21 protein-coding genes are annotated in these 23,443 nt (G+C 67.8%); 5 read left to right on the forward strand and 16 right to left on the reverse strand.

Going from position 1 to position 23,443, the window contains the following annotated elements:
- Positions 1-10 precede the first annotated feature (10 nt).
- The 12 genes from ING98_00735 to ING98_00790 form a co-directional block, all read right to left on the reverse strand.
- The gene (locus ING98_00735) at positions 11-1,210 is read right to left on the reverse strand and encodes a GTP-binding protein (protein ID MCA3100379.1); all 1,200 of its coding nucleotides are present in this window, start codon (positions 1,208-1,210) and stop codon (positions 11-13) included.
- 122 nt (positions 1,211-1,332) lie between these two features.
- Positions 1,333-2,238: a TauD/TfdA family dioxygenase gene (locus ING98_00740; protein ID MCA3100380.1), complete on the reverse strand. Its 906-nt coding sequence runs from the start codon at positions 2,236-2,238 to the stop codon at positions 1,333-1,335.
- A 50-nt stretch (positions 2,239-2,288) separates the two neighbouring features.
- Positions 2,289-3,164, reverse strand: coding sequence for a phytanoyl-CoA dioxygenase family protein (locus tag ING98_00745; protein MCA3100381.1), 876 nt, complete (start codon positions 3,162-3,164; stop codon positions 2,289-2,291).
- Positions 3,165-3,181: 17 nt separating this feature from the next.
- A complete protein-coding gene (locus tag ING98_00750) occupies positions 3,182-4,195 on the reverse strand; it encodes a tripartite tricarboxylate transporter substrate binding protein (GenBank protein MCA3100382.1) in 1,014 nt (337 codons plus the stop codon).
- A 90-nt stretch (positions 4,196-4,285) separates the two neighbouring features.
- The gene (locus ING98_00755; protein ID MCA3100383.1) at positions 4,286-5,311 is read right to left on the reverse strand and encodes a tripartite tricarboxylate transporter substrate binding protein; all 1,026 of its coding nucleotides are present in this window, start codon (positions 5,309-5,311) and stop codon (positions 4,286-4,288) included.
- Positions 5,312-5,355: 44 nt separating this feature from the next.
- On the reverse strand, positions 5,356-6,255 hold the full coding sequence (locus tag ING98_00760; protein ID MCA3100384.1) for an NAD(P)-dependent oxidoreductase: 900 nt from the start codon (positions 6,253-6,255) through the stop codon (positions 5,356-5,358).
- A 33-nt stretch (positions 6,256-6,288) separates the two neighbouring features.
- Positions 6,289-7,329, reverse strand: a complete 1,041-nt coding sequence (locus ING98_00765; GenBank protein ID MCA3100385.1) for a tripartite tricarboxylate transporter substrate binding protein — start codon at positions 7,327-7,329, stop codon at positions 6,289-6,291.
- A complete protein-coding gene (locus ING98_00770) occupies positions 7,326-8,363 on the reverse strand; it encodes an alcohol dehydrogenase catalytic domain-containing protein (GenBank protein ID MCA3100386.1) in 1,038 nt (345 codons plus the stop codon). The genes ING98_00765 and ING98_00770 overlap by 4 nt, the downstream gene beginning before the upstream one ends.
- A gap of 10 nt (positions 8,364-8,373) precedes the next feature.
- Positions 8,374-9,330 carry a TauD/TfdA family dioxygenase gene (locus tag ING98_00775; GenBank protein ID MCA3100387.1) on the reverse strand — a complete coding sequence of 319 codons (957 nt, stop codon included), beginning with the start codon at positions 9,328-9,330 and terminating at the stop codon, positions 8,374-8,376.
- 73 nt (positions 9,331-9,403) lie between these two features.
- Positions 9,404-10,537: a hypothetical protein gene (locus ING98_00780; GenBank protein MCA3100388.1), complete on the reverse strand. Its 1,134-nt coding sequence runs from the start codon at positions 10,535-10,537 to the stop codon at positions 9,404-9,406.
- Entirely contained in the window at positions 10,534-11,658 is a 1,125-nt protein-coding gene (locus ING98_00785) for a Gfo/Idh/MocA family oxidoreductase (protein ID MCA3100389.1), read from the reverse strand. The genes ING98_00780 and ING98_00785 overlap by 4 nt, the downstream gene beginning before the upstream one ends.
- Entirely contained in the window at positions 11,655-12,659 is a 1,005-nt protein-coding gene (locus ING98_00790; GenBank protein MCA3100390.1) for a tripartite tricarboxylate transporter substrate binding protein, read from the reverse strand. Before ING98_00790 ends, ING98_00785 begins: the two co-directional genes overlap by 4 nt.
- Before the next feature lie 239 nt (positions 12,660-12,898).
- Between ING98_00790 and ING98_00795 the strand changes: the two genes are divergently transcribed.
- Entirely contained in the window at positions 12,899-14,509 is a 1,611-nt protein-coding gene (locus tag ING98_00795) for a tryptophan 7-halogenase (GenBank protein ID MCA3100391.1), read from the forward strand.
- Between the two features lie 155 nt (positions 14,510-14,664).
- On the opposite strand, the gene ING98_00800 is transcribed toward ING98_00795, so the two are convergent.
- A complete protein-coding gene (locus ING98_00800) occupies positions 14,665-15,753 on the reverse strand; it encodes a ParB/RepB/Spo0J family partition protein (GenBank protein MCA3100392.1) in 1,089 nt (362 codons plus the stop codon).
- Positions 15,754-15,859: 106 nt separating this feature from the next.
- Positions 15,860-17,029: an AAA family ATPase gene (locus ING98_00805; protein ID MCA3100393.1), complete on the reverse strand. Its 1,170-nt coding sequence runs from the start codon at positions 17,027-17,029 to the stop codon at positions 15,860-15,862.
- A 617-nt stretch (positions 17,030-17,646) separates the two neighbouring features.
- On the opposite strand from ING98_00805, the gene ING98_00810 reads away from it, so the two are divergent.
- Positions 17,647-19,062, forward strand: a complete 1,416-nt coding sequence (locus ING98_00810) for a replication initiation protein (GenBank protein ID MCA3100394.1) — start codon at positions 17,647-17,649, stop codon at positions 19,060-19,062.
- A gap of 55 nt (positions 19,063-19,117) precedes the next feature.
- Here the strand turns inward: ING98_00810 and ING98_00815 are convergent, their stop codons facing one another.
- The gene (locus ING98_00815; protein ID MCA3100395.1) at positions 19,118-20,047 is read right to left on the reverse strand and encodes a tyrosine-type recombinase/integrase; all 930 of its coding nucleotides are present in this window, start codon (positions 20,045-20,047) and stop codon (positions 19,118-19,120) included.
- Between the two features lie 366 nt (positions 20,048-20,413).
- Here ING98_00815 and ING98_00820 point away from each other — a divergent pair, with 366 nt between their 5' ends.
- The 3 genes from ING98_00820 to ING98_00830 all read left to right on the forward strand — a co-directional run bounded on the left by ING98_00820 (position 20,414) and on the right by ING98_00830 (position 22,427).
- Entirely contained in the window at positions 20,414-20,776 is a 363-nt protein-coding gene (locus ING98_00820; protein MCA3100396.1) for a hypothetical protein, read from the forward strand.
- 61 nt (positions 20,777-20,837) lie between these two features.
- Complete coding sequence (locus tag ING98_00825; protein MCA3100397.1) at positions 20,838-21,827, forward strand: tripartite tricarboxylate transporter substrate binding protein; 990 nt, start codon at positions 20,838-20,840, stop codon at positions 21,825-21,827.
- A 132-nt stretch (positions 21,828-21,959) separates the two neighbouring features.
- Entirely contained in the window at positions 21,960-22,427 is a 468-nt protein-coding gene (locus ING98_00830) for a helix-turn-helix transcriptional regulator (GenBank protein ID MCA3100398.1), read from the forward strand.
- Positions 22,428-22,464: 37 nt separating this feature from the next.
- Here ING98_00830 and ING98_00835 read toward each other — a convergent pair whose 3' ends face one another.
- The gene (locus ING98_00835; GenBank protein ID MCA3100399.1) at positions 22,465-23,370 is read right to left on the reverse strand and encodes a LysR family transcriptional regulator; all 906 of its coding nucleotides are present in this window, start codon (positions 23,368-23,370) and stop codon (positions 22,465-22,467) included.
- Positions 23,371-23,443: the final 73 nt, after the last annotated feature.

Genomic DNA, 23,443 nt, shown 5'->3' on the forward strand with positions numbered 1-23,443 from the left:
TGCCTCCGCGTCAGCGGAAGGCCTCCATCACGCGCCGGAACGCCTCGTAGCGTTCCGGCCTGAGCACGGTGTTCCTGCGATCGCGCCCCGCCTCGATCCGGAACGCATCGAACGTGGCGGTGATGTCCGCCTCGCGCATGCCGCGGGCAATCACCACCAGCCGGGTGCGCCGGTCCTCGTCGGGCCAGCCTTCGAGTTCGACCGGTTCGCTGATCACCCGCTGCACCGCATGGATCGCCACGGGGCGTCCCTCGACGTTGACGATGCCCTTCACGCGCAGCAACCCGGCACCACGGAAGCCGGCGAGCAGGTTCAGCCAGAGCACCAGCCCGGGCCGCGTGACCTCGCCTTCGTGAACGAGCGACAGCGTCCGGATCGCCGGATCGGTCGGCCCGCCAGGCGCCGCGGCCGACTGCTGCAGTTCGGCGAGCCAGGCGCGGGCATCGCGTGGGCCGGCCTGGTCGGACCATGCGCTGGCGGCGAGCAGTGCCTCCACCCCCACCCGGCCGTGCGCGGCGGTGAACAGCCGTGCGCCCGGGTTGAGCGCCGCGACGCGGGCGCGCAGCGTATCGATGGCATCCTCGTCGGCCAGGTCGCTCTTGCTGATCACCACCGTGTCCGCGACGGCAAGCTGCTTCAGCGATTCCGGATGGCGCGCGAGGGATTCCTCGCCCATCAGGCCATCCACGACGGTGATCACCGAACGCAGCGCGAAGCGGCGGGCGATCGCCTCGTCGGTCAGCAACAACTGCACGACTGGCACCGGATCCGCGAGGCCCGAGGTCTCGATCAGCACGCAGTCGAACTGGTGTTCGGGGCCGTCGTCACGGCTCGCATCGAGGTCCAGCAGGCGCGCTGCGATCTCGTCGTGCACGTGTCCGCAGATGCAGCCGCTGTCGACCAGGCGCACGCGCTTGGACGGCGCCTCGATCAGGACATGGTCGACGCCGACCTCGCCGTATTCGCCGACCACGACCGCCGCCTGGGACAGCGCCGCATCCTTCAGCAGGCGGTTGACCAGCGTGGTCTTGCCGCTGCCAAGGAACCCGGTGATCACCCACACCGGTACCGGGCCGTCGCGATGCCCCTGCGCCGGCGTGGCGTCGCCCGCAAGCGCGCAGGATCCGTCGTGGACGTGGCCGGCGTGCGCGTGGTTTGCCCCGGTGTGCGCATCCGGTTCCTGCTGCCGTAGGTTCTCGATCTGGATCACAAGCGTCTCGCTTCCCGTTCTGAGACCGAGGCTAGCCCGGCGCTCTCTCCGCAATCAATATGGCAGCGGCAATGAGACCCATAGGCACCGCCTATGCATGGCAATCCAGCCCCGGACACAGCTCAGGCCGCTGCGGTCGCAGGCGCACGCGGCACGCTTCCCTTGACCTGCGTGCGCCACAGCGTGCGGGTATCGCGGTCGAATGCATACGGCGTCGCACGGTGCAGCAGGCAGCGGTTGTCCCACACGACCAGGTCTCCCGGCTGCCAGCGATGCGCATGCACGAATGCCGGGCGCGTGATGAACGCCTCCAGTTCGTCGATCAGCGCGCGGGACGGCGCGGCATCCATGCCGACCACGTGCGACACGACGTCTTTCGCGACGAACAGTGCAGGCTGTCGCGTGGCCGGATGTTCGACGACCAGCGGGTGCACCGCCGGCGGCACGCCGGCTACCTGTTCCGGGGTCAGGGGCGCCCGGTTCGGATAGAGCGCCGAATAGCGGAAGTTGCGGTCGTGCACCGCGGTGAGGCCAGCCAGGCCCGCCTTCGCCTCGTCCGGCAGCGCGGCCCAGGCCGCCGTCGTGCTGGCGAACTCGGTATCCGCGCCCTCGGCCGGGCACTCGAGGCCGTACAGCAGTGTCGCGAGTGCGGTCACCGGCTTGTAGGAGAGGTCCGAATGCCAGTGCATGCCGCCACGCGTGATGCCCGCGGCGCTGCCGTCCTTCTTCTTCGCGTTGGACAGCACGCGTACCTGCGGCAGTTCCGGAAACACATGTTCGGTCATGTGGTGCACGTCGAGCGGTCCGAACCGGGCGCTGAACGCGACCAGTTGCGCCGGCGTCAGCCGCTGCCCGCGCAGGACGATCACCGAATGCTGGTGGAAGAACTCGAGGATGCGCTCGAACGCGGCCTCGCCCAGCGGCAGCGCGAGGTCCACGCCGTGGACCTCTGCGCCGATCGGTGCGGCCGACGGCGTGGCGTGGATCCGCGCGGCATCGTTGGCGGCCGGCTTGCGGGATTCGTCCATCGTCTTCTCCTCGTGTCGTCCGTCAGGCGCCGTGGGAACCGTGAGGCCCGTCAGTAGACGAGCCCGGCGGCGGCTTCCTCGGGCAGGTCCTTTTCGGCTTCGTCGAGCTGCTCGTAGAAGGAATCGATGTAGGCGCGGAACGTGATGTCGTGGCGCGCCATCTCCGCCGTCCCGAAGTCCTCCACCGGCCGTGGCTGCAGGTCGAAATGGCCGTGGCGGTCCTCGCCGCGCACGAGCGCGGCCGGCATGCGCCGGCGTCCGATGTAGCGGGTGTGCGTCGGGATGTAGCTGAGCGCGATGCCGATGCGGCGCGTATCCGATGCGTTCGGACGCGACTGGTGCACCACGCAGGTATGGTGCAGCGAGAACTGTCCGGGCTTGAGGATCGCGCGCGCGATCTCGGACTGGTCGAAATGCTCGACGATGATCTGTCCGGCGGTGTTCACGCTGTTCTTGATCAGGCCACTCTTCTGCTGCAAGGCGCCCCGGATGTGGCTGCCGACCGCGAACTCGACCGGGCCGGCCTGCTCGGTCACGTCCGACAGCGCCACCCACGCCGTCACATGGTCGAACGGCCGCAATCCGAAGTAGGTGCAGTCCTGGTGCCAGGCAGCGATGCCGTCGCTGCGCGGCTCCTTGATGAAGAAGCGGGTGGTGTAGAGCAGCAGGTTCGGGCCCAGCAGCGATTCCACCGCATCGAGGATGGCCGGTGTGCGCGCCAGTTCGTCCATCCAACGGCACATGATGTGCAGGTTGCCGCGGTACTTGCGGTCGATCGCCATCAGCGATCCGCCCAGGCGGGCCTCGGTGCCCTCCAGTGCGGCGCGGTAACGTTCCACTTCGGCGCCGCTCAGCGCGTCGAGCGGATGCAGGCATCCGTCCGCCCTGTAGTCCCTCGACTGCGAGGCCGTGAGTCCTAGTGCCATGGCTGCTCCTTCCCTGTTCATTCGACCGACTTGATGCCCGCCTCGCGTGCCGTCTCGCGGTTGATGCGCACGTCCTCGCGCACGAAGGCGGCGAGTTCCGCCGGCGTCTCCGAATAGGCATCGGCGCCCTGCGCGGCGAGCAGGGTTCGCACGTCGGCGCGCGCGGTCGCCTTGCGCAGTTCGTCCTCAAGGCGCTTGAGGATCGCGGCCGGAACTCCTGCCGGCGCGAACACGCCGTACCACTGGGACGCCTCCGCACCCGGGAAGCCGGCCTCGGCCGTCGTCGGCACCTCCGGCATGTGCTGCGAGCGCTTCGGTGCGGCCACGGCCAGTGCGCGCAGGCGGCCCGAGGGTACGTGCTGCTTGGCGGAGATCATGTTCACCGCCATCAGGTGAACCTCGCCGCCGACCAGGCCATTGACCGCGAAGCCACCCCCCTTGTAGGGCACATGCAGCATGCGCACCTTGGCCACGTTGGCGATCAGCGCACCCGCGAGGTGGGTGCTGCCGCCCTGTCCGCCGGAGGCATACCGGTACTTGTCCGGATTGGCGCGCATCAGCGCCACGAGTTCCTTCATGTCCTTTGCCGGGACGGACGGATGCACCACGATCACGTTGTCCAGCACGGCGATCCGCATCAGCGGCGCGAAGTCCTTGTAGAGATCGTATGGCGTCTTGCGTCCCAGGGCCTCGAGGATCGTGTGGTTGTTGCCGAGCATGCCTATCGTGTGGCCGTCCGGCGTCGCCTTGGCCAGGGTATCGGCGCCGATGATCGCGCTGGCGCCCGGCCGGTTCTCGATCACGATCGGCTGGCCGGTGGACTCCGTCACCGCGTTGCCGACGATCCGCATGATCGTGTCGTAGGAGGCACCGGCCGGGAACGGGACGATCGCCCGCATCGGACGCTGCGGGAAGGTCTGCGCCGCGGCCCCCTGCGCCAGCAGGAGGGCGAAGGCGGCAAGCACACACCGCCCGTCCGGCAGGCGCCAGCGCGGTGCACGGCTGGGGATCATCGGCTTCGGCGTCATCATCTGGATCTCCTCCTGCGGGTGCGGGTCGCGCTGCGGGCTGCAGCCACGATTGGGCATTCGAGCGGCCGTGGGTCTGCTTTCGGTCGGCCTTCAGTCGGCCTTCAGGCCGACCTCCTTCGCCATCCGCGCATAGCGGGCGTGCTCCGCGGCCATGAACTTCCGGAACTCGGCTGGCGTGCTCGCCTGCACGTCGATGCCCAGGGCGATGAAACGCTCCTTGACGTCCGCATGGGCGAGCGCCCTGCGCAGCGCAGCGTTGACGCGGTCGACGATCGCAGCGTCGCTCCGCGCCGGCAACACCACGCCCCACCAGGTCACCATGTCGAAGCCGGGCACGCCACTCTCGTCCATGGTCGGCAGGTCGGGCGCGACCGCGGTGCGGCGCGCACTGGACGCCGCGATCGCGCGCAACCGGCCGGCCTTCACATGGGCTGCGGTGATCGGCATGCTCGCGAACACGAAATCGATGTGGCCACCGAGCAGGTCGGTCACCGACTGGCCGGTGCCCTTGTACGGGACATGCACCATGTCCGTCCCGGTCATCGAGCGCAGCAGTTCGGTGGTCAGGTGCGCAGGCGTTCCGCTGCCGCCCGATCCGTACTTGAGGCTCCCCGGCCGGGCCCGGGCCAGCGCGACCAGCTCGCCCACCGTCTTCACCTGCAGCGTCGGCCCCACCACCAGGATGGTCGGCCCGGTCGCGAGCAGCGTCACCGGATCGAAATCGCGCGCCACGTCGTAGCCCAGCCCGGCGTGGATGTGCGGGGCGATCGCCAGCGGCGCGATGTTGGCCAGCAGCAGCGTGTAGCCGTCCGGCGCGGCACGCGCGGCGATCGCACTACCCAGCGCACCGCCGACGCCGGGCCGGTTGTCGATCAGCACGGGCTGGCCGACCTGCTCGGCAAGCCGGGTGCCGACCGCGCGCGCCACCAGGTCGGAGGAGCCGCCGGGTGGATAGGGTGCGATCCAGCGCAGCGGCTTGGACGGCCAGGGCGCCGGCGCCTGGGCCCGCGCCTGCCCCGGCAGCGCGGCCACCAAGGCGCAGGCGAGCAGGCACCCGATGGCGGCGTCCGCCCGGCGCGAGGCCTTGCGCGTGCACTCCGGAACGTCCGATCGCATCGTTACCCTCCGTTTAGCCACGTCGCTGGAAGTGCGTGCAGCGCTCAGCCCGTGCGCCTGCAGCGGGCAATCGCCTCGACGATCAGCGCGTTGTCCTGCGCGCCCTCGCCGAGGGCCATGCAGCTTTCGAGCATGCGTGCGTAGACCTCGGCGAACGGCAACGGCTGCCCCCTGGCGGCTGCCTGCTCGATCATCAGGTGGAAGTCCTTCAGGCTCTGGTCGACGCGGCTCTGTGGATCGGAGAACTGCCGGCGCGCCATCAGCGGCCCCTTGGTCTCCATCACGGCGGAGTACGCGGCAGAGCCGCGCGCGACGGCGAGGAACGCCTCGCGCTCCAGGCCGAGCCGTTCCGCGAACACCAGCCCTTCGGCCATCGCGGCGCGGTTCAGCCCGAGCACCAGGTTCACCGCGAGCTTCGCGCGCGAGCCGTTGCCCACCGCACCCAGGTAGTGCCGCTCGGGACAGATCGCGTCGAGCACCGGCGCCACCGCCGCCATCGTCGCCCGGTCGCCGCCCACCAGGCCGACGCCGGATCCGGCCGCCACCTGCCGGCTGGTGCCCGATACCGGCACTTCCAGCAGGCGCAATCCGCGCGGCGCCTGCCGCCGGTCGAGCGCCTCCAGCCGGTCCGGGTCGCAGGTGCTGGTGCAGATCACCACCGGCGACGCGCTGCCGGCAACGATGCCGTCGAGGAGTCCTCCCGGGCCTTCCACCACCGCCTCGACCTGGTCGGTATTGAACACCGCGAGCACGACCGCCGGGCAGGATGCCAGCGCAGCGATCGAATCCACCGGACGCGCCCCGATCGAGGCCAGTGCGGCCGCCTTCGCGGCATCGACATCGAACACTGAAACGTCGAAGCCCGCCCCGCGCAGGCGTGCGCAGACGGCACTGCCCATCAGGCCGGCACCGACCACGCCGCAGATCCGTTCAGCGGCTGCCATCGGCACCTCCCGTACGCCCCCGTTCGTCCATGGCTATTCGACGACGATGCCGGACTGCTTGACGATGCGCGCCCAGCGCGCCGTGTCGTCACGCACGAACTGCGCGAACTCGGCGCGCGAGCGGCTGCCGACCGGCTCGATGCCGGCCACCGCCTGCCGCCGCTTCAGCTCCGGCGACAGGATGGCCTTGTTCGCTTCGACGAACAGGCGCTCGGCGATCGCCACCGGCGTGCGCCCGGGCAGGAACAGGCCGTTCCAGTTGCTCAGCCCGAACCCCGGTATCGCCTCCGACAGGGCCGACAGGTCGGGCAGCAGCGCCTGCCGTTCCGGCGTGGTGACCCCGAGCAGGCGCAACCGCCCGGACTTCACATGCGGTAGCGCGACGACATAGGTCGCGAACATCAGCTGCAGGTCGCCAGACATCAGGTCGACCAGCGCCGGTCCGCCTCCCTTGTAGGGGACATGCGTCATGGTCACGCCTGCCGCACGCTGGAAGAACTCCGCGGCGAGGTGGTCGGGCTGGCCGGTGCCCGAACTGCCGAAGCGGACCGGCTCCGTGCGCTTGCGGGTCCACTCGATGAAGTCCTTCACGCTGGCGACACCGATCGAGGGATTGACCACCATCACGTTGATGATCTCGCCGATGCGGCTCACCGGCAGCAGGTCGCGCTCCGGATCGTAGGGCAGCTTCCGATAGAGCGACGGGCTGATCGCGATGCCACCGACGCTGCCGACCAGCGTGGTGTAGCCGTCCGGCAGGGCGCCGGCGAGCATCTCGATCGCGAGCCGTCCGCCGGCACCCGGGCGGTTGTCGATCACCACCGGCTGGCCGAGCTGCTGTGCGAGCTGGTCACCGGTCGTGCGCCCGATGGTGTCCGACGCGCCGCCGGGCGGGAACGGGATCAGGATGCGCAGCGGACGATCCGGCCAGGATGCAGCGGCGGGCGGCGCTGTGGCGGCGAGGCAGGACGGCGCCACCGCCAGCAGCAGCGCGGCCAGCGGGACCCGCCACGACCCGGCACCGCGGCCGGCCGGACGGTGGGTCGAAAGGCCGGTCGAGAGGCCGGTACTCATGCCGCCACCTGCGGATGCAGCACGATCTTGTGCGCCTCGACATCGCGCGCCTCGAGCAGCCGCAACGCATCCTCGGCCTTCTGCAGCGGGAAGCGGTGGCTGATGTACAGGTCTGGATCGACCTTGCGGCTGGCGATCAGTTCCAGGCAGGGCGCGAAGGCCTTGAAGTTGCCGCGTGAGAAGTTGAGGTCGATCTCGCGGTCCTTGATGTAGGCGATCGGGATCGTCGCCCGGTTCTCCGGGAACGTGCCGACCACCGTCACCTGGCCGCCGCGCTTGACCATGCTGATCGCATCGGTGACGGTGCGCTCCTGCAGGCCGCCGACGCATTCCACCACCTTGTCGAAGCCATGCCCGTCGGTGACCGACAGCGCCCACTCGCGCAGGTTACCCTCGCGTGCATTCCTTCCGTGCGGAATGCCCAGCCGCGCCGCCATCTGCAGGCGGTAGTCGAGCAGATCGAGGATGGTCACCTCGGCGCCGAGCGACATCGCGACCAGCGCCGCCCCGAGTCCGATGGGGCCCGCACCGATCACCGCGACCTTGTCGCCGGGCTGCGGCTTCACGCGATCGGCCACCGCGTGGTAGCTGATGCCGAGCACCTGCACCGCCGAGGCCTGGTCGTAGGTCACCGCGTCGGGCAGCGGATACAGGTTGAAGTGCGGCACCGCGGCGTACTCGGCATAGGCACCGTCCTTGTCGAAGCCCATCGTGCGCAGCTTCTCGCAGATGTTGCCCCGGCCGGCCCTGCACGGCCCGCAGGTGCCGCAGGCGAGGTCGATGTCGCAGCACACGCGCTGGCCGATCGAGAAGCCGCGGATGTCCCTGCCCAGCGCGACGATCTCGCCGGCGAACTCATGGCCGAGGATGCGCGGGAAGGTGAGCCGCGGGTGCTTGCCATGGAAGGCGTGCAGATCCGAGCCACAGATCGAGCAGGCGTGCACCTTCACCACGACCTCGTTCGCCCCGGGCTCCGGGTCCGGAACGGTCTCGTAGCGCATGTCCCCGCCGCCCCTGAGCATGATTGCCTTCATCTGACCTCCATCAGTGGATGCCCGCGCGCGGGTGTGCGTCGCGGCTGCGTGCGTCGGGCGCCTCGAACGGGCGATGGCCCCTGACCTGGGTGGCATGCAGCTCGCGTTCGGTGCCCGGGTCGAACGGGCCTCGCTGATGGACGCTGCAGCGGTTGTCCCACATCACGATGTCGCCCGGCTGCCAGGCGTGCTCGATCATGTGGCGCTCGTCGACGAGGTGCGCCCACAGCTCGTCGAGCAGCGCCTCGGAGTCCTCGATCGGCAGCCCGTTCACGTAGTGCTTCAGCCGGCGCCCGAGGAACAGGCTGTTGCTGCCTGTCTCGGGATGCGTGCTGACGATCGGATGGCTGGGGCCGGTCGATGCGCGCACGTCGGTGACCTCGGTCGCGCCACGCCGCAGGTTGCGGTTGGTGTCGTATGCGGTGTCGTGCTTGATCGTGCGACCGTGCACCAGGTCCTTCAGCCGCGGCGGCAAGGCGGCATAGCCCGCATAGGCATTGCAGAAGCGCGTGTTGCCGCCGGACCCGGGCGGCGGCAGCTCGACCGCCTTCAGCATGCGCATGCCGGCGATCACCTCTCGGAACGAGTAGTCGCTGTGCCAGATCACCTCGCCATCGCCCAGTTCGCCGATCGGCACGCCACCCACCTTGCGGTTGGACACCACCGTGATCTCCGGTGGCCCGTCGAAGTGCTGGTGGCTAGAGCGTTCGCTGGCTGTCGGCGGAGTCTCCAGCGGCCCGAAGCGGCGCGACACCTCGACCTGCTGCACGTCGGACAGCTCCTGCCCGCGCACCAGCACCAGCACGTGGTCGAGATAGGCCTGGTACAGCACGCGGAACGATTCATCGTCGAGCGCGCGCAGGTCCAGCCCGCGGATCTCCGCGCCCATCGCGCCGTCGAACGGGACCACTTCGAGCTTCCCGAAGCGACCGCTGATCACCGCCCGGGGTCCTGCAGTCGTTGCCATCATGATCGGTCCTTCTCCTGGTGCGTTACCGCTGGTGCTTCCGTGCTGGCGTCCTTCGCTCTGTTCCGCCCGGCTAGCGGAGGCGGAAGCGCTCGACGCGCGATTCGCTCACCTGCACGCCGAGGCCGGCACCGGCCGGCCGGCGCAACGTGCCGCGCACGATCGGCACCGGCATGTCGCACACATCCTCGGCGAGGTAGTGCTGGGTGACGTTCAGTCCCCAGTCGAGGTTCGGGGCGAGGCAGCCCAACTGCGCGACCGCCGCCGCCGCTATGCTCGATTCGGCGACCTTGCATGCCAGGTTGATGCTCAGCCCGAGCGTGTCGCAAGCCCACATCGCCTGCACCGCCGGACCGACGCCGCCGAGCTTGATCGTCTTGATGTTCGCGCCCTGGATGGCGCCCATCCGGTGCAGCATGCGCAGGTCGGCGACGCTGCCGATCGACTCGTCACCGTTGAGCGGGGTTTCGCATGCGCGCGCGAGCGCCGCCATGCCGTCGAAGTCGTCGCCGGGCAACGGCTGCTCGATGAACATCAGGTTCGCCTCGCGCGCCCGCTGCGCGAAAAGGCGTGCATCGGCGAAGGTCATGCCGGTGTTGGCATCGGCGCACAGCGCGACATCGGGTCCGAGGCAGCGACGAACCTCGACTGCGGCCTGCGCTTCCTCGAGCGGATGCTTGATGCCGATCTTCAGCTTGAAGAAGCGCCAGCCAGCCGCGAGCTCGCGCTGCGCCTCCGCGATGTCGTCCTCGATTCTCGGGTTGCCCAGCAGGTACATCGGCAGCAGGTCCTCGCGCAGCGCACCGCCGAACAGGTCCGCCAGCGATACACCGAGGTGCCGGCCGACGAGGTCGGCCAGTGCCATGTCGACTGCGCACTTGGCACCGGTGTTGCCGACCAGCGCGCGGGCGCAGCGCCGGGCGAGCGCGGCCCGCTGCAGCGCGTCCTGCCCCGCCAGCAGCGGTGCGAGGCAGGTGTCCACCGCGGCCACCATCCCGGGCAGCAGGTCGCCGGTCATCTGCGGCGCCGACGACGCCTCGCCCCAGCCCACGAGGCCGTCCTCGGCCTCGATGCGCACCAGCAGGTTCATCGAGCGTTCGATGCGCTCTCCGGCCATCACCACCGGCTTCTTCAGCGGCAGGGCGACCGGGATCGCATCGATGCGGCGGATCTTCAGCGGCGCCGTGTCGCGGCCTGTCTCGATCATGGGCGGGCTCCCGGAGGTTCGTTCGTGGCGCCTGGGACGCCTGTGGTCGCTGCGGCGGCTGCGATGGTCTCGGCGAGAAGGCAGGCACGGCCACCGTTTCGCGCCGAGGCGAGCGACGCATACACCGCCGCCAGCGCCTGCACGCCGTTGTCCGCGGAGATCTCGGGCGCGCGACCGAGCACGATCGCGTCGGCGAACTGCTCGAGCTCGTCGCGGAACATGTCCCTGGCCGGCACCGCGATCTCCTCGCGCGTCGCATTGCCCTTGCCGCGCGCCTGCACCCAGAGGCGCGCGCCCTCGTGCAGGCGTCCGGCATCGCCCCAATGCGCCTGGTCGATTTCGTAGCACACGGTCGCGCGGTCGCCGGTGACCCGGATGTCGTAGCGTCCGGGGCTGGTCCAGCTGGAAACCACCTGGCCGGACTTGCCGTCGGCGAAGGTGGCTGCGACCAGCCACTGGTCCTCGACCTCTGCCGCCAGCGGCGACCGATGCGCGCAGGTGGCAGACACCGAATGCAGGTCGCCCCCGAGGTAGCGCAGCGTGTCGAACTGGTGGATCGCGATCTGGCTCAGGCAACCCCCGGGCGAACGATCGCCGTACCAGCGCCAGTCCTCCGGCGTCAGGCGCAGGCCACGGTCGTTGCAGAAGGCCGCCTCGATCAGGTTCACCGTGCCCAGCCGGCCCTCGTCGATCATCGCGCGGATCATGCGCGTGCCGGCCAGGAAGCGCGCACAGTGGCCGACCACGACATGGACGTCGTGCGCCTGCCCGAGCCTGCTGACCACGATCCCGTCGGCGAGGGTGTTGGCGACCGGCTTCTCGAGGTAGACATGCTTGCCCGCCGCCGCCGCCTCGCGTGCGAACGGCAGGTGCATCTCGTTCGGCAGGGTCAGCAGCACGCCGTCGATGTCGGGGTCGCGCAGGACCTCGGCGTAGCTGCCCGCGGCCGGGATGCCGGTGGCATCGACGAAGCGCTCCAGCCGTGCCCGATCGCGCCCGACACAGCAAATGATCTGCAGTTTCGGCGAACCCGCGGCCGCCTTCGCCAGAACCAGTCCCCAGGCCCCGGTCCCCACCAGGGCCAGCCGGGCGGCGCGCGGCGCCACGCCAGCCGCCTTCATTCGGCCTTCACGCCGGCCTCGCGCGCGACCCTGGCCCACTTCTGGAGATCCTTCTCGAGAATCGCGCGAAACGCCTCTGGCGTACTGCCGACGCCCTCGGCCCCGAGCGTGGCGAATTGCTGCTTCATCTGCGGATCGTTGACCGCCTTCACCGAATGCGCATGCAGTTGCTTCAGCACCGCCGGCTGCAGCCCGGCCGGGCCCAAGAACGCGTACCAGGAACCGAGCTCGTAGCCCGGCAGCCCGGACTCCGCGATGGTCGGGATGTCGGGCAGCAGCTCTGAACGCTTGAGCGAACCGATGCCGATCGCGCGCACCTGCTGCGCACGAATGGCGGCCGTCGAGGCCGAGATGGAGTTCCAGGTCGTCGCAAGTTCACCGGCGATGGTGTCGGTCATCGCCGGTGGCAGGCCCTTGTAGGGGACATGCACGCCCTTGATGCCGGCCATCAGGTTGAACAGCTCGTAGCCGAGGTGGGCCGAACTGCCGATGCCGGAGGAACCGTAGGTGTACTGCTTCGGGCGCGCCTTCGCCCAGGCGATGAAGTCCTCGACGTTCTTCACCGGCAGCTGCGGGTTGACCAGCAGCACGAAGGGCGCTTCCGCCAGCAGGGACACCGGCGTAAAGTCTTTCAACGGATGGTATGGCAGCTTCGGGTAGATCGCCGGATTGGTGGCATGCGTGCCGGTGGTACCCATCAGGATCGTGTAGCCATCGGGTGCCGACCGGGCGACCAGTTCAGAGCCGATGATCCCCGATGCGCCTGCACGGTTGTCCGCGAGCACCGCCTGGCCGGTGTTCTCCTGGATCCTGCGCCCGATGAGCCGCGCGAAGATGTCGGCACCACCGCCGGCCGGGAACGGAATGATCAGCCGGAGCGGCTTGGCCGGATAGCCCGGGCCGACCGACTGTGCCTGCGCCGACGGCACCGCGATGATCGGGACGGCAAGGACGGCGAGCATGGCGGCTGCGGCAGCGAACGCGACAGGCATGGCAATCATGGATGCTCCGGCGGAAGCGGGTCCCGGAGCAACAATCCCGGGCACGCCACCGACAGCCGCACCAAACCGGCCAGGGCGATCGACGGCGATGCCGGCGCGGCTGCACGGAACCGAGTGCACTCGCGCCGGTCGCCCGGGACTCCTCCTCCAGATCGGGCGCGAAGGTGTATCCCTTCGTCACCACTGCGACAGACGATACGGCTGCCACCCCGGCAGAGCAATCCGCTGGCAGTTATGGCTTGCATAGCCAGCATCTATGGCCCGCCGGCAGCACGGACAGCGTCGCTCGCCTGAGCGCCGAGTGGCTGGCGCACGTGCTGGCGCAGCCGGTCACGGTCGAGAACCGCACCGGCGCCAGCGGCACGATCGCCGCCGCTTTCCTGAACCGATTCCTCGATCCGGCACGCTGCCGGATCACGCTCGTGGAATCGGCAGCCATCGGTGTCGGCGAGGCCACCGTGCCGCCGCTGGTGTCTCTGCTGCGCCTGCTGGGCGTAGAGGAGGATACGTTCCTGCGCGCCTGCCATGCGACGTACAAGCTCGCCATCCGCTTCGACGGCTGGGCGCGACGTCCCGTGTGGCACCCGTTCGGACACGTGGGTGCGGGACAGCTCGAAGGCCTGCCGCTGTTCCATCACTGGCTCGACCGGCAACGCGCCGGGGACGAGGCGTCGCCCTACTCGGCTTTTTCGCTGCAGGTCCGGCTGGCGGAGGAAAATCTCGCCCCTCGGTCGACCCAGGCGGCCTCGGAGATCATTCGCCGGGGAGCCTACGCCTACCACCTCGATGCGCGGGCCTTCGCCGCCTTCCTCTCCGAGCTGGCCGTAGGACGCGGCGTGCACTATCTGGTGGACGATATCCAGCAAGTGGTACTCGACGCGGATGGGGCCATTGGCCATGTCGAGACACGCGAGAACGGGCGGCTTCAGGCCGACCTCTACCTCGATTGCACCGGCTTCCAGAGCCTGCTCAGCGAACAGGCACTGGGAGATCCGTTCATCGACTGGTCCGACCAGCTGCTGTGCGATCGCGCGGTGGTGCTGCCACTGCGCGCGGAGCGGCCGATGCCTCCGTTCACCCGGGCCACCGCGCTGAAAGCCGGCTGGTCGTGGCGCATCCCGTTGCATCACCGGACCGGGGCTGGCTATGTCTATTCCAGCCGCTTCGCGTCCCAGGATGAGGCGGCTGCTGAACTGATCGCGCATTGCGGGCTGGATCCTGCAGCCAGCAGTCCTGGACACCTGCGCATGCGCGTGGGCAGGCGTACCCGCTTTTGGACGCGTAACTGCGTGGCAGTGGGGTTGTCTGCTGGCTTTCTCGAGCCGCTGGAGTCCACCGGCATTTTCTTCATCCAGCGCGCCGTCGAACTGCTGCTCGACCACTTGCCCGACGCCGACTTTGCGCCCTCGCTCGCCGATCGCTACAACCGGCGCATGGCCACCGAGTTCGACGAGGTACGGGACTTCATCCTCCTGCACTACCTGCTCAACACCAGGGAGGAGCCGTTCTCGCGAGCGAGCCGCGCGGTGGCGCCACCGGCGTCGCTGGTACGAACGCTTGCCGACTATGACGAGACAGGCGTCGTCGACTGGGAGGGTCGCGCGCTGTTCGGCGAGACCAGCTTCTATGCGATCGCGGCGGGCTTCGGACGGCTGCCCCGACGCGTGCATGGCATGACCGGACAGACCGACCCGGAGCGGGTGCGACGCGCCCTCGCGGCGATCAAGGCTGGCAACGACGCCCAGGCGCGCCAGCTGCCGGGACACGCGGAGTTCATCGACGCCCTCAATCTCGGCGCCGGCCGCAGTGAGGGCGCCACTGCCGGCGGCACGGGGAGCCGATCCGGGTAGGGCGAAGCATCATTGCGCGGCCTGCATGCGGTTCGGAGCCTGATTGCAGGTGCCCCGCAGATACTCACCTTTGTCGGGACGCCTGACCTGTTTGCTGTCCGCAGTCGGCTGCGTCGGCGCGCGAGGCGCCGCACGTTTTCGGTTCCCGTAAAGGCTCACCTTTCCGGATCGCGTCCGGACACTTCACCATCCAGCCATCGCGCTACCTGTGCGGCGACGTCCTGCAGATCGGCCGCGCGGTGGATTTCGACGACGACGCGCTGTGCGCTACCACGCCGGATCGTTGCCAGCTTCACGCCGTCACGCGATACCGTGACTGGTGTGTCCGGGGCGGGGATGCTCGACGCACCTTCCCCGAGCAACTCGGCCAGTATCTGCTTCGATGCGCGTGGTACGGTACCACGCACTCCGAGGCTTCGCGCACGCGCCAGAACGGACTCGGGATCGATCTGAAGTGCCCTGGACAGGGGACCGGCCCAGTGAACTTGCAGATCCGTCGGCTTTTCGAACGCCGCCACGATGTCGTCTGGTAACTCGGCCAGCTTGAGCAGCTTGGCAGCGTTGCTGAAATCGATGCCGGCGCTTTCGGCGAGGCGCCGCACGGAGGGAAACAGACCACTGCGAAGCGCCATCTGGATGCTTCGACCCTGCTCCCACGGGCTCAGGTCGCGACGGCCACGGTTCTCCTGATCCATCTGCAGCCACAGGTCCCGGTCCGTGACCTCCTCCACGATGGCCAACACCTCCAGGCCGAGATCGAGGCAGGCGCGGTGCCGTCGATGACCGAACACGATCTCGAACGTACCCGACGCGCCGCCTGGCCGAACCTTGATGGGCTGAACGTTCACCCGTGCCTGTTCGATCTCACGTTTGAGTTCCGCGAAGGCTGGCGAGGTGTACTCGGTCGAATGCCGGTTGGCGAATGCGCTCGGCTGGATACGCCGGGGATCGAGCAGACGAACGGGGAGTGTGCCCTCGAACTCGGCGAGTCGGGCTTTCACCTCCTCGAGTTCCTTGCCGAGCGCTCCCCCTTGCCCCAATGCGGCCATCATGGCACCGACGCCGGTAAACGCTCGCGACGACGCGACTGCGTTGCCGGCAGAGACGCCCGGTCCGGGCACCGTCGGCCCGTTGGCCATGGAAGGGGAGGGCAGCGGCATCTTTCTGCCGGAGACATCCTCGCGGCCTGCAGGGGTGGCCGGCGGCAGATTGATCAGTTTCGATTTTTCCGCGATACGTTTCATGTCCTCTGCCTTCCCTGATCGACGCGCGACCCTGACCACCGGTGCGAGGGCCGACTGTGGCGACCCGATGCGCGTGGTACCGTACCACGCGCAGTCAGGATCCTGTTCATCTATCCTGGACCTGGCGGCGCCAGACAGCCTGAATCAATTGCTCGATGAGTTCGGTCACACGCTCGTAGGCGTCCGCCGCACGCTTGTAGGTCCGGTTGTTTCCGTCATAGCGGGTGACGTCGTAGACCGTCCCGAACTCCGCCGCACTGCTGTTCGCGACCGCTGTCTTCGGGATTTCGACCGGCATGACTTTTCCCTCGTAGGCCTTGCCGATCCATTCACGTACGACGGATGCCGTCGCGTCGTTGTTGTCGACCCGGGTCAGCAGTACACGGATGAAATCGAATTCCTTCGTGATGGCGCGGCGCTCGACGAGCTGGGCCGTCAGGTCGGAAAACAGCCGCCAGAATTGCGCGGACGAGGCGACGTCCAGCGCATTGGGCGGAAGGGTCATGATGATGCCGTTGGCTGCCATCAGCGCGTTGATCGTCACATAGGACAACGCTGGCGGCGTATCGATGATGATGACATCGTAGTCGCGCCGGACGTCGTCGATGCCGAGATTGAGTACATCCCAGAAGGCAAACGATGGGTCCTGACTCTGTCGAGCCGGCAGCATGAACTCGGCGGCGAACAGCAATGGTGCCGCTGCGACGAGATCGATACCATCCCAATAGGTGGAGCGGATCGCCGGTCTGATCGAGCGCTCGGTCCCGGCGCACAGTTCCAGGATGGTCTCGCTTTCGGCAACCTCGGAATCGGGCAAGATACCGTGCAACGTGGTCAGGCTTCCCTGTGGATCGCAGTCGATGCAAAGCACCTGATGGCCGCGCAGGCTCAACCCTTGTGCGAGCGACATCGCGGTGGTGGTCTTGCCGACACCGCCTTTGAAGTTCGCGATGGTCAGGACGCAGGCTTCCGCGCGCTCCGGCCGCCGAGCGGCAGGACGATACGCTCGTACCCAGGCGCGGGTTTCTGCCAGCGTGAACTCACGCCGCGCACCACTCTCGTTTGGTGTTCCCGAAGGCAGGTCGCCCTTGGTAAGCCGATAGGCGATCTGCCCTCTTTCTACGCCACACATCGCGGCGACCTGCGAGGCATTGAATCGCGGCGCAGTCTTCCGCGCCGTCGGAGACAGCATCGCGCCCCTGACCTGCGATACGAGAAGGGCGGCACGATCCGCCTGGTCGATGATGCTGCTCAGTGGTTGTGGCGTGAGATGGATGACCGGAGCATTCATGTGTGGTGACCAACGTTGTGTATCGTTAGTGAGATCATGTCTGTTTGCACGTGTATGGTTCCAATGTCCCTGACTGGTTGGCGCACGAATTCATCACTACTGGACATCATTGTCCTTTCATGAAGAGTTTTGTAAATACCCTTCAATCTCTTCAAGACCTTTATCCTCCGAAAACGAGCGGTCGGTCAAGCAGTTACCTGCAATCACGTGAGGCTTCACAGGAAGGGACGTGAGCAATTGCAGGCCTGCGCGTGAGCGCATTCAGGCAGCTGGCGGAGCCTTCGCAGGTCATATCGTGTGTGGATACAGGAAGTTGCGCGAAGGCCCCAGCCTTCCCGTGCGAGCTCACGTTGCGGCCGCCATGCCGTCTTTCGCACCTTTGGCGTACGAGTACTGGTGCCCGCACAGCGCCTGGGAGAAAGGACTATTGGCCTGCCGCATACGGGAGGGCAGGCGATCGTGTCTGGTGCGCCCGATTGCGACCCCGGCAGCCGCCTGACTGTGCATATGTGAGCTTTTGCGGGAAACCTTCGCGCATTGTGCCAAGATCGGTTGGTGAGGGCGGGCTTGCGCCGGCGTTCACAAATCCATACGCTCGACCCATGGCCAGCATCGCACAGCAGCAGGAGCACACGCACGCGACAACCCCGCATGCGGCAGGCGTCACGGCTTACGCCGGTGCGAATCCCGATGGCGTCGTACGCAAGCATGTCAACACCATCGCGCTGATGCCGACCGAACGACGCATCGGCCTGCTGACCCGCAAACTTTTCAACGTGATGCTGCGCCTTGCCCAGCAGCAGGGCGATACCGAGACGTATACCGCTCCGTTGCGCGAACTGATCACGCTCGCGCGGTTCGACTCCAAGGACTACCAGCTTCTGAAACGCACGCTGCGCCAGATGATCAGCACGGTCGTCGAGTGGCAGAGCCCGACCGACCGCGAGTTCGTTCGCTGGGAAGCCTGTGGCCTGGTTTCGGGCGTCTCCCTCAGCAAGCCCCCAGAGGCCGGTGGCGCTGTGATCCTGCAATGGAGCTACGCACCGCAGATCCGCAATCAGCTGCTCAGCCCTGAGCGCTACGCCCGCCTGTCGCTCGAGCTGATGACCCGGCTGCGCTCACACACCGCGCTCGCGTTGTACGAGATCTGCGCGCGGTACATCGACAATCCCAGCCACCTCACCGCACGCCAGCCGTGGCGCTGGTGGAAGCCTGTGCTCACCGGACAGCCCGACCGCGAGGATGCCGCGCAGGCGCAGTACCGCTATTTCAAGCGCGATGTCCTCCTGCCTGCCATCGCGGAAGTCAATGCACTGACCGATATCGTCGTCGTCGGCCCGATCGAAGCACGCGGCCCCGACAACAAGACAATCACCACGATCCAGTTCGAAGTTCGTCGCCGGGAGGAGGGTGGGCGAGCACGCAGCAGCCCGCCATCCGATCTCGTCGATCTGCCCGTCCTGGGGTATGCGATTCGAAACGGGCTCTCGCAGGCCGAGGCGGAACGCCTGCTGGAACAGTACGACGCCACGCAGTTGCGCGCGGCGGTCGACCAGCTCGTGCAGCGCCAATCCGTGCCCGAGTCCGCCGCGCTGCCCCGTATCGGCCAGCCCGCGCGATGGGTCGCGGCGGTGCTGGAAGCAGAGCGCAAGCGCAGGCCGTCGCCCGACAGCTGGAACGCGCGGCGGATCGGGCAGGGCGTTGCACCCTCCCGCGAGGCGCGCTGGCGTGAAGAGTGGATCAAGCGTCGCTATCGGGACGTGCACGGCATGTTCGTCGAGCATGACGCCGCCGCCCGCGAAGGCTGGCTTGCGCGCTATCGTGAGGAGTTGCTGGCGCAGCGCTCCGTACTGGTCAAGCGGCTCGATCGCGATGGCTGGGAGCACCCGATGGTGCGCGTCGATTTCCTGCGCTACTTTGCCCGTGCCGTGATCGGCGAGCAGTGGGACCAGCCCACCGCCGAGGACATCCTCGGGCTTGCGGCCGAGATCGGCGACGAGCCGGCGCCTGCGGCCTGAAGCGTGTCACTTGCATTTGTCTGCCGCCGCCGGCCCCGACCGACCGTAGTTGGGTTCAGGCGACTTCGATCCCGTCCGGGTTGACGATGCCGTGAGCGTAGGCGGCTGCCGATCCTTCGAGCGCAAGACCCATCCAGTCACGCAGTACGCGCGCCGGTTTGCCGGCACGCAACTGCCGAGCAGCAAACGCGCCGCGCAGAACGCGCGCCCCCTTGTGCGTGCGCTCGATGCGCGCACGATCGAGCCATGCCTCGCAAGCCCGATGGACGGTTCGAACGGTCAGCGAACCGCCGCGAGGCGTGGCACGGAACAGGGCGCCACCGGTATCGGTACAGAGCCGCGCCCGCTGTTGCAGCCAGGCGTCGAGAAGGGGTCGTACCGATGGACTCACCGGCGCGACCCGCTGCGGGCGCCGGCCATAGGCGGCAACGGTGACGAACGGAGGCACTTCATCGAGGTGCATGTCGCGGCCTTCCAGGGCCACGATCTCGCGCGGTTGCAGCCCTGAGCCGATGGCCATCGCAACCATCGCCGCATCGCGCAGCAGGCGCCAGGCGGCTTCCGGTCCGACGCCGCCGCTGCAGGATGCCGACAAAGAGGGTTCGGTCACCTGCTGCAGCGCCGACAGCAGGCGGCCTTCTTCGTTCGGCGTCAATGCCTCCGGCAGCGGTCGTGTCCGTGGCGCTGGATACTTCTGCGAGAGCAGGCGGGTGGGGTTGTCGCTGCGCAGCCCGGCGCGAACCAGTTCGACATGCAGGCATTCGAGCGTACGCAGATAGCGATGGCGGGTGAGGGCGGGCGTGCCATCGCGCTGCAGGTGTTCGAGGGTGTCGAGGAAGCCGGCGATCTGTTCGACGCCGGCGGATTCAAGCGATGACGCTTGCGCATCGAGCGATGCGAGGTACCGGCGCACGATCGACAGGTGTTTCTGGATCGTCGCTGTCCGATAGGGCTCGCCGTCGTGGCGTTGCTGGTGCAGCCACACGAGGGCGCAGGAGAGGGGGGCCGATCGCCAGTCCGCGGCGCTCGATACGCGTGCCGTTCCCCGCCCGACTTCGTGCTCGCTGTCGGTGAAAAGGTCAGGTTTGGAGGCAGGGGACATGTGCCGCAGTGTAGCGCCATTCTGCGGTAAGGCTTCTGGATGTCCTTTCCCCGAACCAGAGCGGCCGCCGACAGCGCGTGGAGGCGGTGGTTTTCATTGGCTTGGTGCGCTTGGGGAAAGGACATTCAATGGTGCGTGATAAGCGCGCGAGGGTGTCGCGGCGGGCGCCGGCAGCCTTAAGATGGGAGCCGGGCAAGCCGCAGCTCAGGCATGCGGCTCCGGACATACCGACAACCCGAGGGGGACTGGATGGCCACGATCGACAGCGCAATCGGCGAGGCGCCGTACTGCATGATGATCACGTTCGAAATCGACCCGAAGGACGAAGCCGAGTTCAACGACATCTACGACAACGACCATGTGCCGAACATCATGAAACTGCCAGGAGTGACCGAGGTCCTTCGCTTCCGCGAGGCGGAGGCGAACGCGAAGGGTTTCCTGGTCTACACCGCGGTCTACATGATGGCGACCGAGAACCTCCACCTGACGTCGGAATGGACCGTACTGTCCGACCTCGGGCGCTGGGCGCCGGTAATCCGCCCGAAGGTCAAGTCGCGTACGCGCAGCACCGGGCCGGTCATCGCCCGCTTCCGCAAGACCGCCAGGGGATGAGGGCCCTGCTGCGCCCGCGCACTGGCTGCACCTCATTGCAGGCTACCAACGTGGAGGCACGATGAACGACACACCCGGCACGCCGGTGCGCGCGGCACTCCTGCTCGCTGCCATCACCTTCACGGCCGCAGTACACGCCCAGCCCTCGGCTGCGTCCTATCCCGCGAAACCCATCCGCTGGATCGTGCCTTACCCTACCGGTGGTACCTCCGATTTCCTCGCGCGGCTGATCGGACAGAAGCTGACCGACGCCTGGGGACAACCGGTGCTTGTCGACAACCGCAGCGGTGCCAACGGCAACATCGGCACCGAAGTCGCTGCGCGCGCCGCAGCCGACGGCTACACGCTGCTGCTGGTGGCGAGCACCTTCACCATGAACCCGGCCGTGTACCCGAAGCTGCCGTTCGACAGTGCGCGCGACTTCGCGCCCGTCACTACGCTGCTCTGGCAGCCCTATGCGCTGTCCGTCCACCCCTCTGTACCGGCCACGTCGGTCAGGCAACTGCTCGACCTCGCGCGGGCGAAGCCTGGCGACATCACCTACAGCTCGGGCGGCAACGGCAACGCAACCCATATCGCGGCCGAGCTGTTCGCATCGATGGCGAAGGTGCAGTTCACGCATGTGCCCTATCGGGGCGTCGGTCCTGCGATCCAGGCATTGCTCGCGGGCGAGGTCAAGCTTTCATGGGCGTCGTCGGTCGCGGTCCGGCCCCATCTCGCCTCCGCCAGGCTGCGCGTGCTCGCCGTCACAGGAACCAAGCGCATCGCGGCGCTGCCCGACGTGCCCACCGTCTCCGAATCCGGCGTACCCGACTATGTCGAAGGCAACTGGCAGATGGTGCTGGTGCCGGCACGCACGCCCGGGCCACTGATCGAGCGGCTCAATACCGAGCTGGTACGCATCCTGCGCACCCCCGAACTCACCGCGTCCATCCAGCAGACAGGCTCCGACGTCATGGCCAACAGCCCCGCGGAATCCGCCGCACTGATCCGCGCAGACCTCGTCCGTTATGGACGCCTGATCCGCGCGCTCGACATCCGCCCCGAATGACGGTACTGGCAGCATTGAACCGGCACGCGAACGGACCAGACGACTCCCGCGTGAGGCGTACGCTCTGCGTGCGTCATCAGCCTTCGAGCGCGTACCATTGGGGCCCCGTTGGTAGTGAAGGCAACTGTCCCCATGGCTAACCTGACATCGCTCTTGCGCGACGAGATCACGCGCCTCGCCAAACGCCAGATCAATGCAGAGATCGCTCCGCTGAAGAAACGCTGGGCCCAGCAGCGCCGCGTGATCGCGTCGCTCAAGGAAGAATGCGCGGCACTGCGGCGCGAGCTGACGCAGCTCGACAAGCGCAGTGCACGGACATCGATGGCAGCCCCCATCGTCACGGCCAGTGCCGGGCCCTCCATCGAAGGAGGACCGCGTCGCCGTTTTCGCGCCGACGGACTGCGCTCGTTTCGGGCCCGGCTCGGGTTGACGGTGCGCGATGTAGCGCTGTTGCTTGGCGTGAGTGAACAGACGATCTACAACTGGGAAACCGCTTCCACCCGCCCGCAACCGGCGATGCTCGACGCCATCGCCGCGCTGCGCGCGCTCGGCAAGCGTGAAGTGAAGGCCCGGCTGCTCGAGCTGCAGAAAAAGAAATAATCCGGCGGGGCATGCCGCTGCCGCGACCCATGCGGCTTCACTCGCCTGCGAAGGCCAGCACGTCCGCCTCCGTGCGGCGCAGCAGCGACTTGAGCAGCGGCGGCTCGAAATGCCGCTGCACGGTGATTGCATAGAAGTTCTCGTGCAGGTCCGGCACGACGCAGTATTCGGCGAGCGTACCGCTGCGCAACTCATCCTGGACGACAACGGTCGGCACCAGCGCCACGCTGTCCGAATCGCGGGCGAGCAGCCGGAGCAATGCCATGTCGTCGACCTCGGCACGCAGGCGGTAGCGCAGCCCGCGCTGCTCGCAGATCAGGTCGAACCCGGTGCGTATGTCGTTATCCCTGCCCGGCAGCAGCAGCGGCACGTCGGCCAGTTCATCCGGAAAACGGAACGCTCGCCGTTTCGGCCGCGGCTTTCCGACAAGGCTCACCGGCTGACGCGCGATCCGGCGGCAGCGCCACGGATCATCGACGGTCGCCGGCACACGGCGGTTCGACAGCACCAGATCGATCGCATGCACCCGCAGGCGCGCGAGCAGTTCCTGCAGGCTGCCCGATTGCAGCGCGAGCGATACGTCGTCGCGCGCGAGCAGGGGCCGGACGAAATTCTCCTGGAAATTGCGCGACAGGGTCGCCATCGCGCCGATGCGCAGGACCTGGCGCTCCTCGCGGTGGCCATCGCGCAGCAGCGCAAGCAGCTCGTTGCCCGACGCGAAGATGCGCTCGGAGTAGGCGAGCGCGAGATGTCCCGCCTCGGTCAGCTTCAGCGTACGGCCGACGCGAGCGAACAGCGGCTGTCCGAACGCTTCCTCGAGCTGCCGTATCTGGCTGGACAACGCCGACTGCGACACATGCAGTCGCGCCGCCGCGCGCGTGAGGTTTCCCTCCCTGGCCACGGCCCAGAAGTAGTGCAGGTGATGGTAGTTGAGCCGTGCCATGGCAGCTGTCCTCGTCGATTGGAGGTGACGTAGCAGGTTTCGTGGACCGTTCTGTATTGATTGACGGATCGTG

Source organism: Rhodocyclaceae bacterium, from assembly GCA_020248265.1.
In the GTDB taxonomy this organism is placed as follows: Bacteria; Pseudomonadota; Gammaproteobacteria; order Burkholderiales; family CAIKXV01; genus CAIKXV01.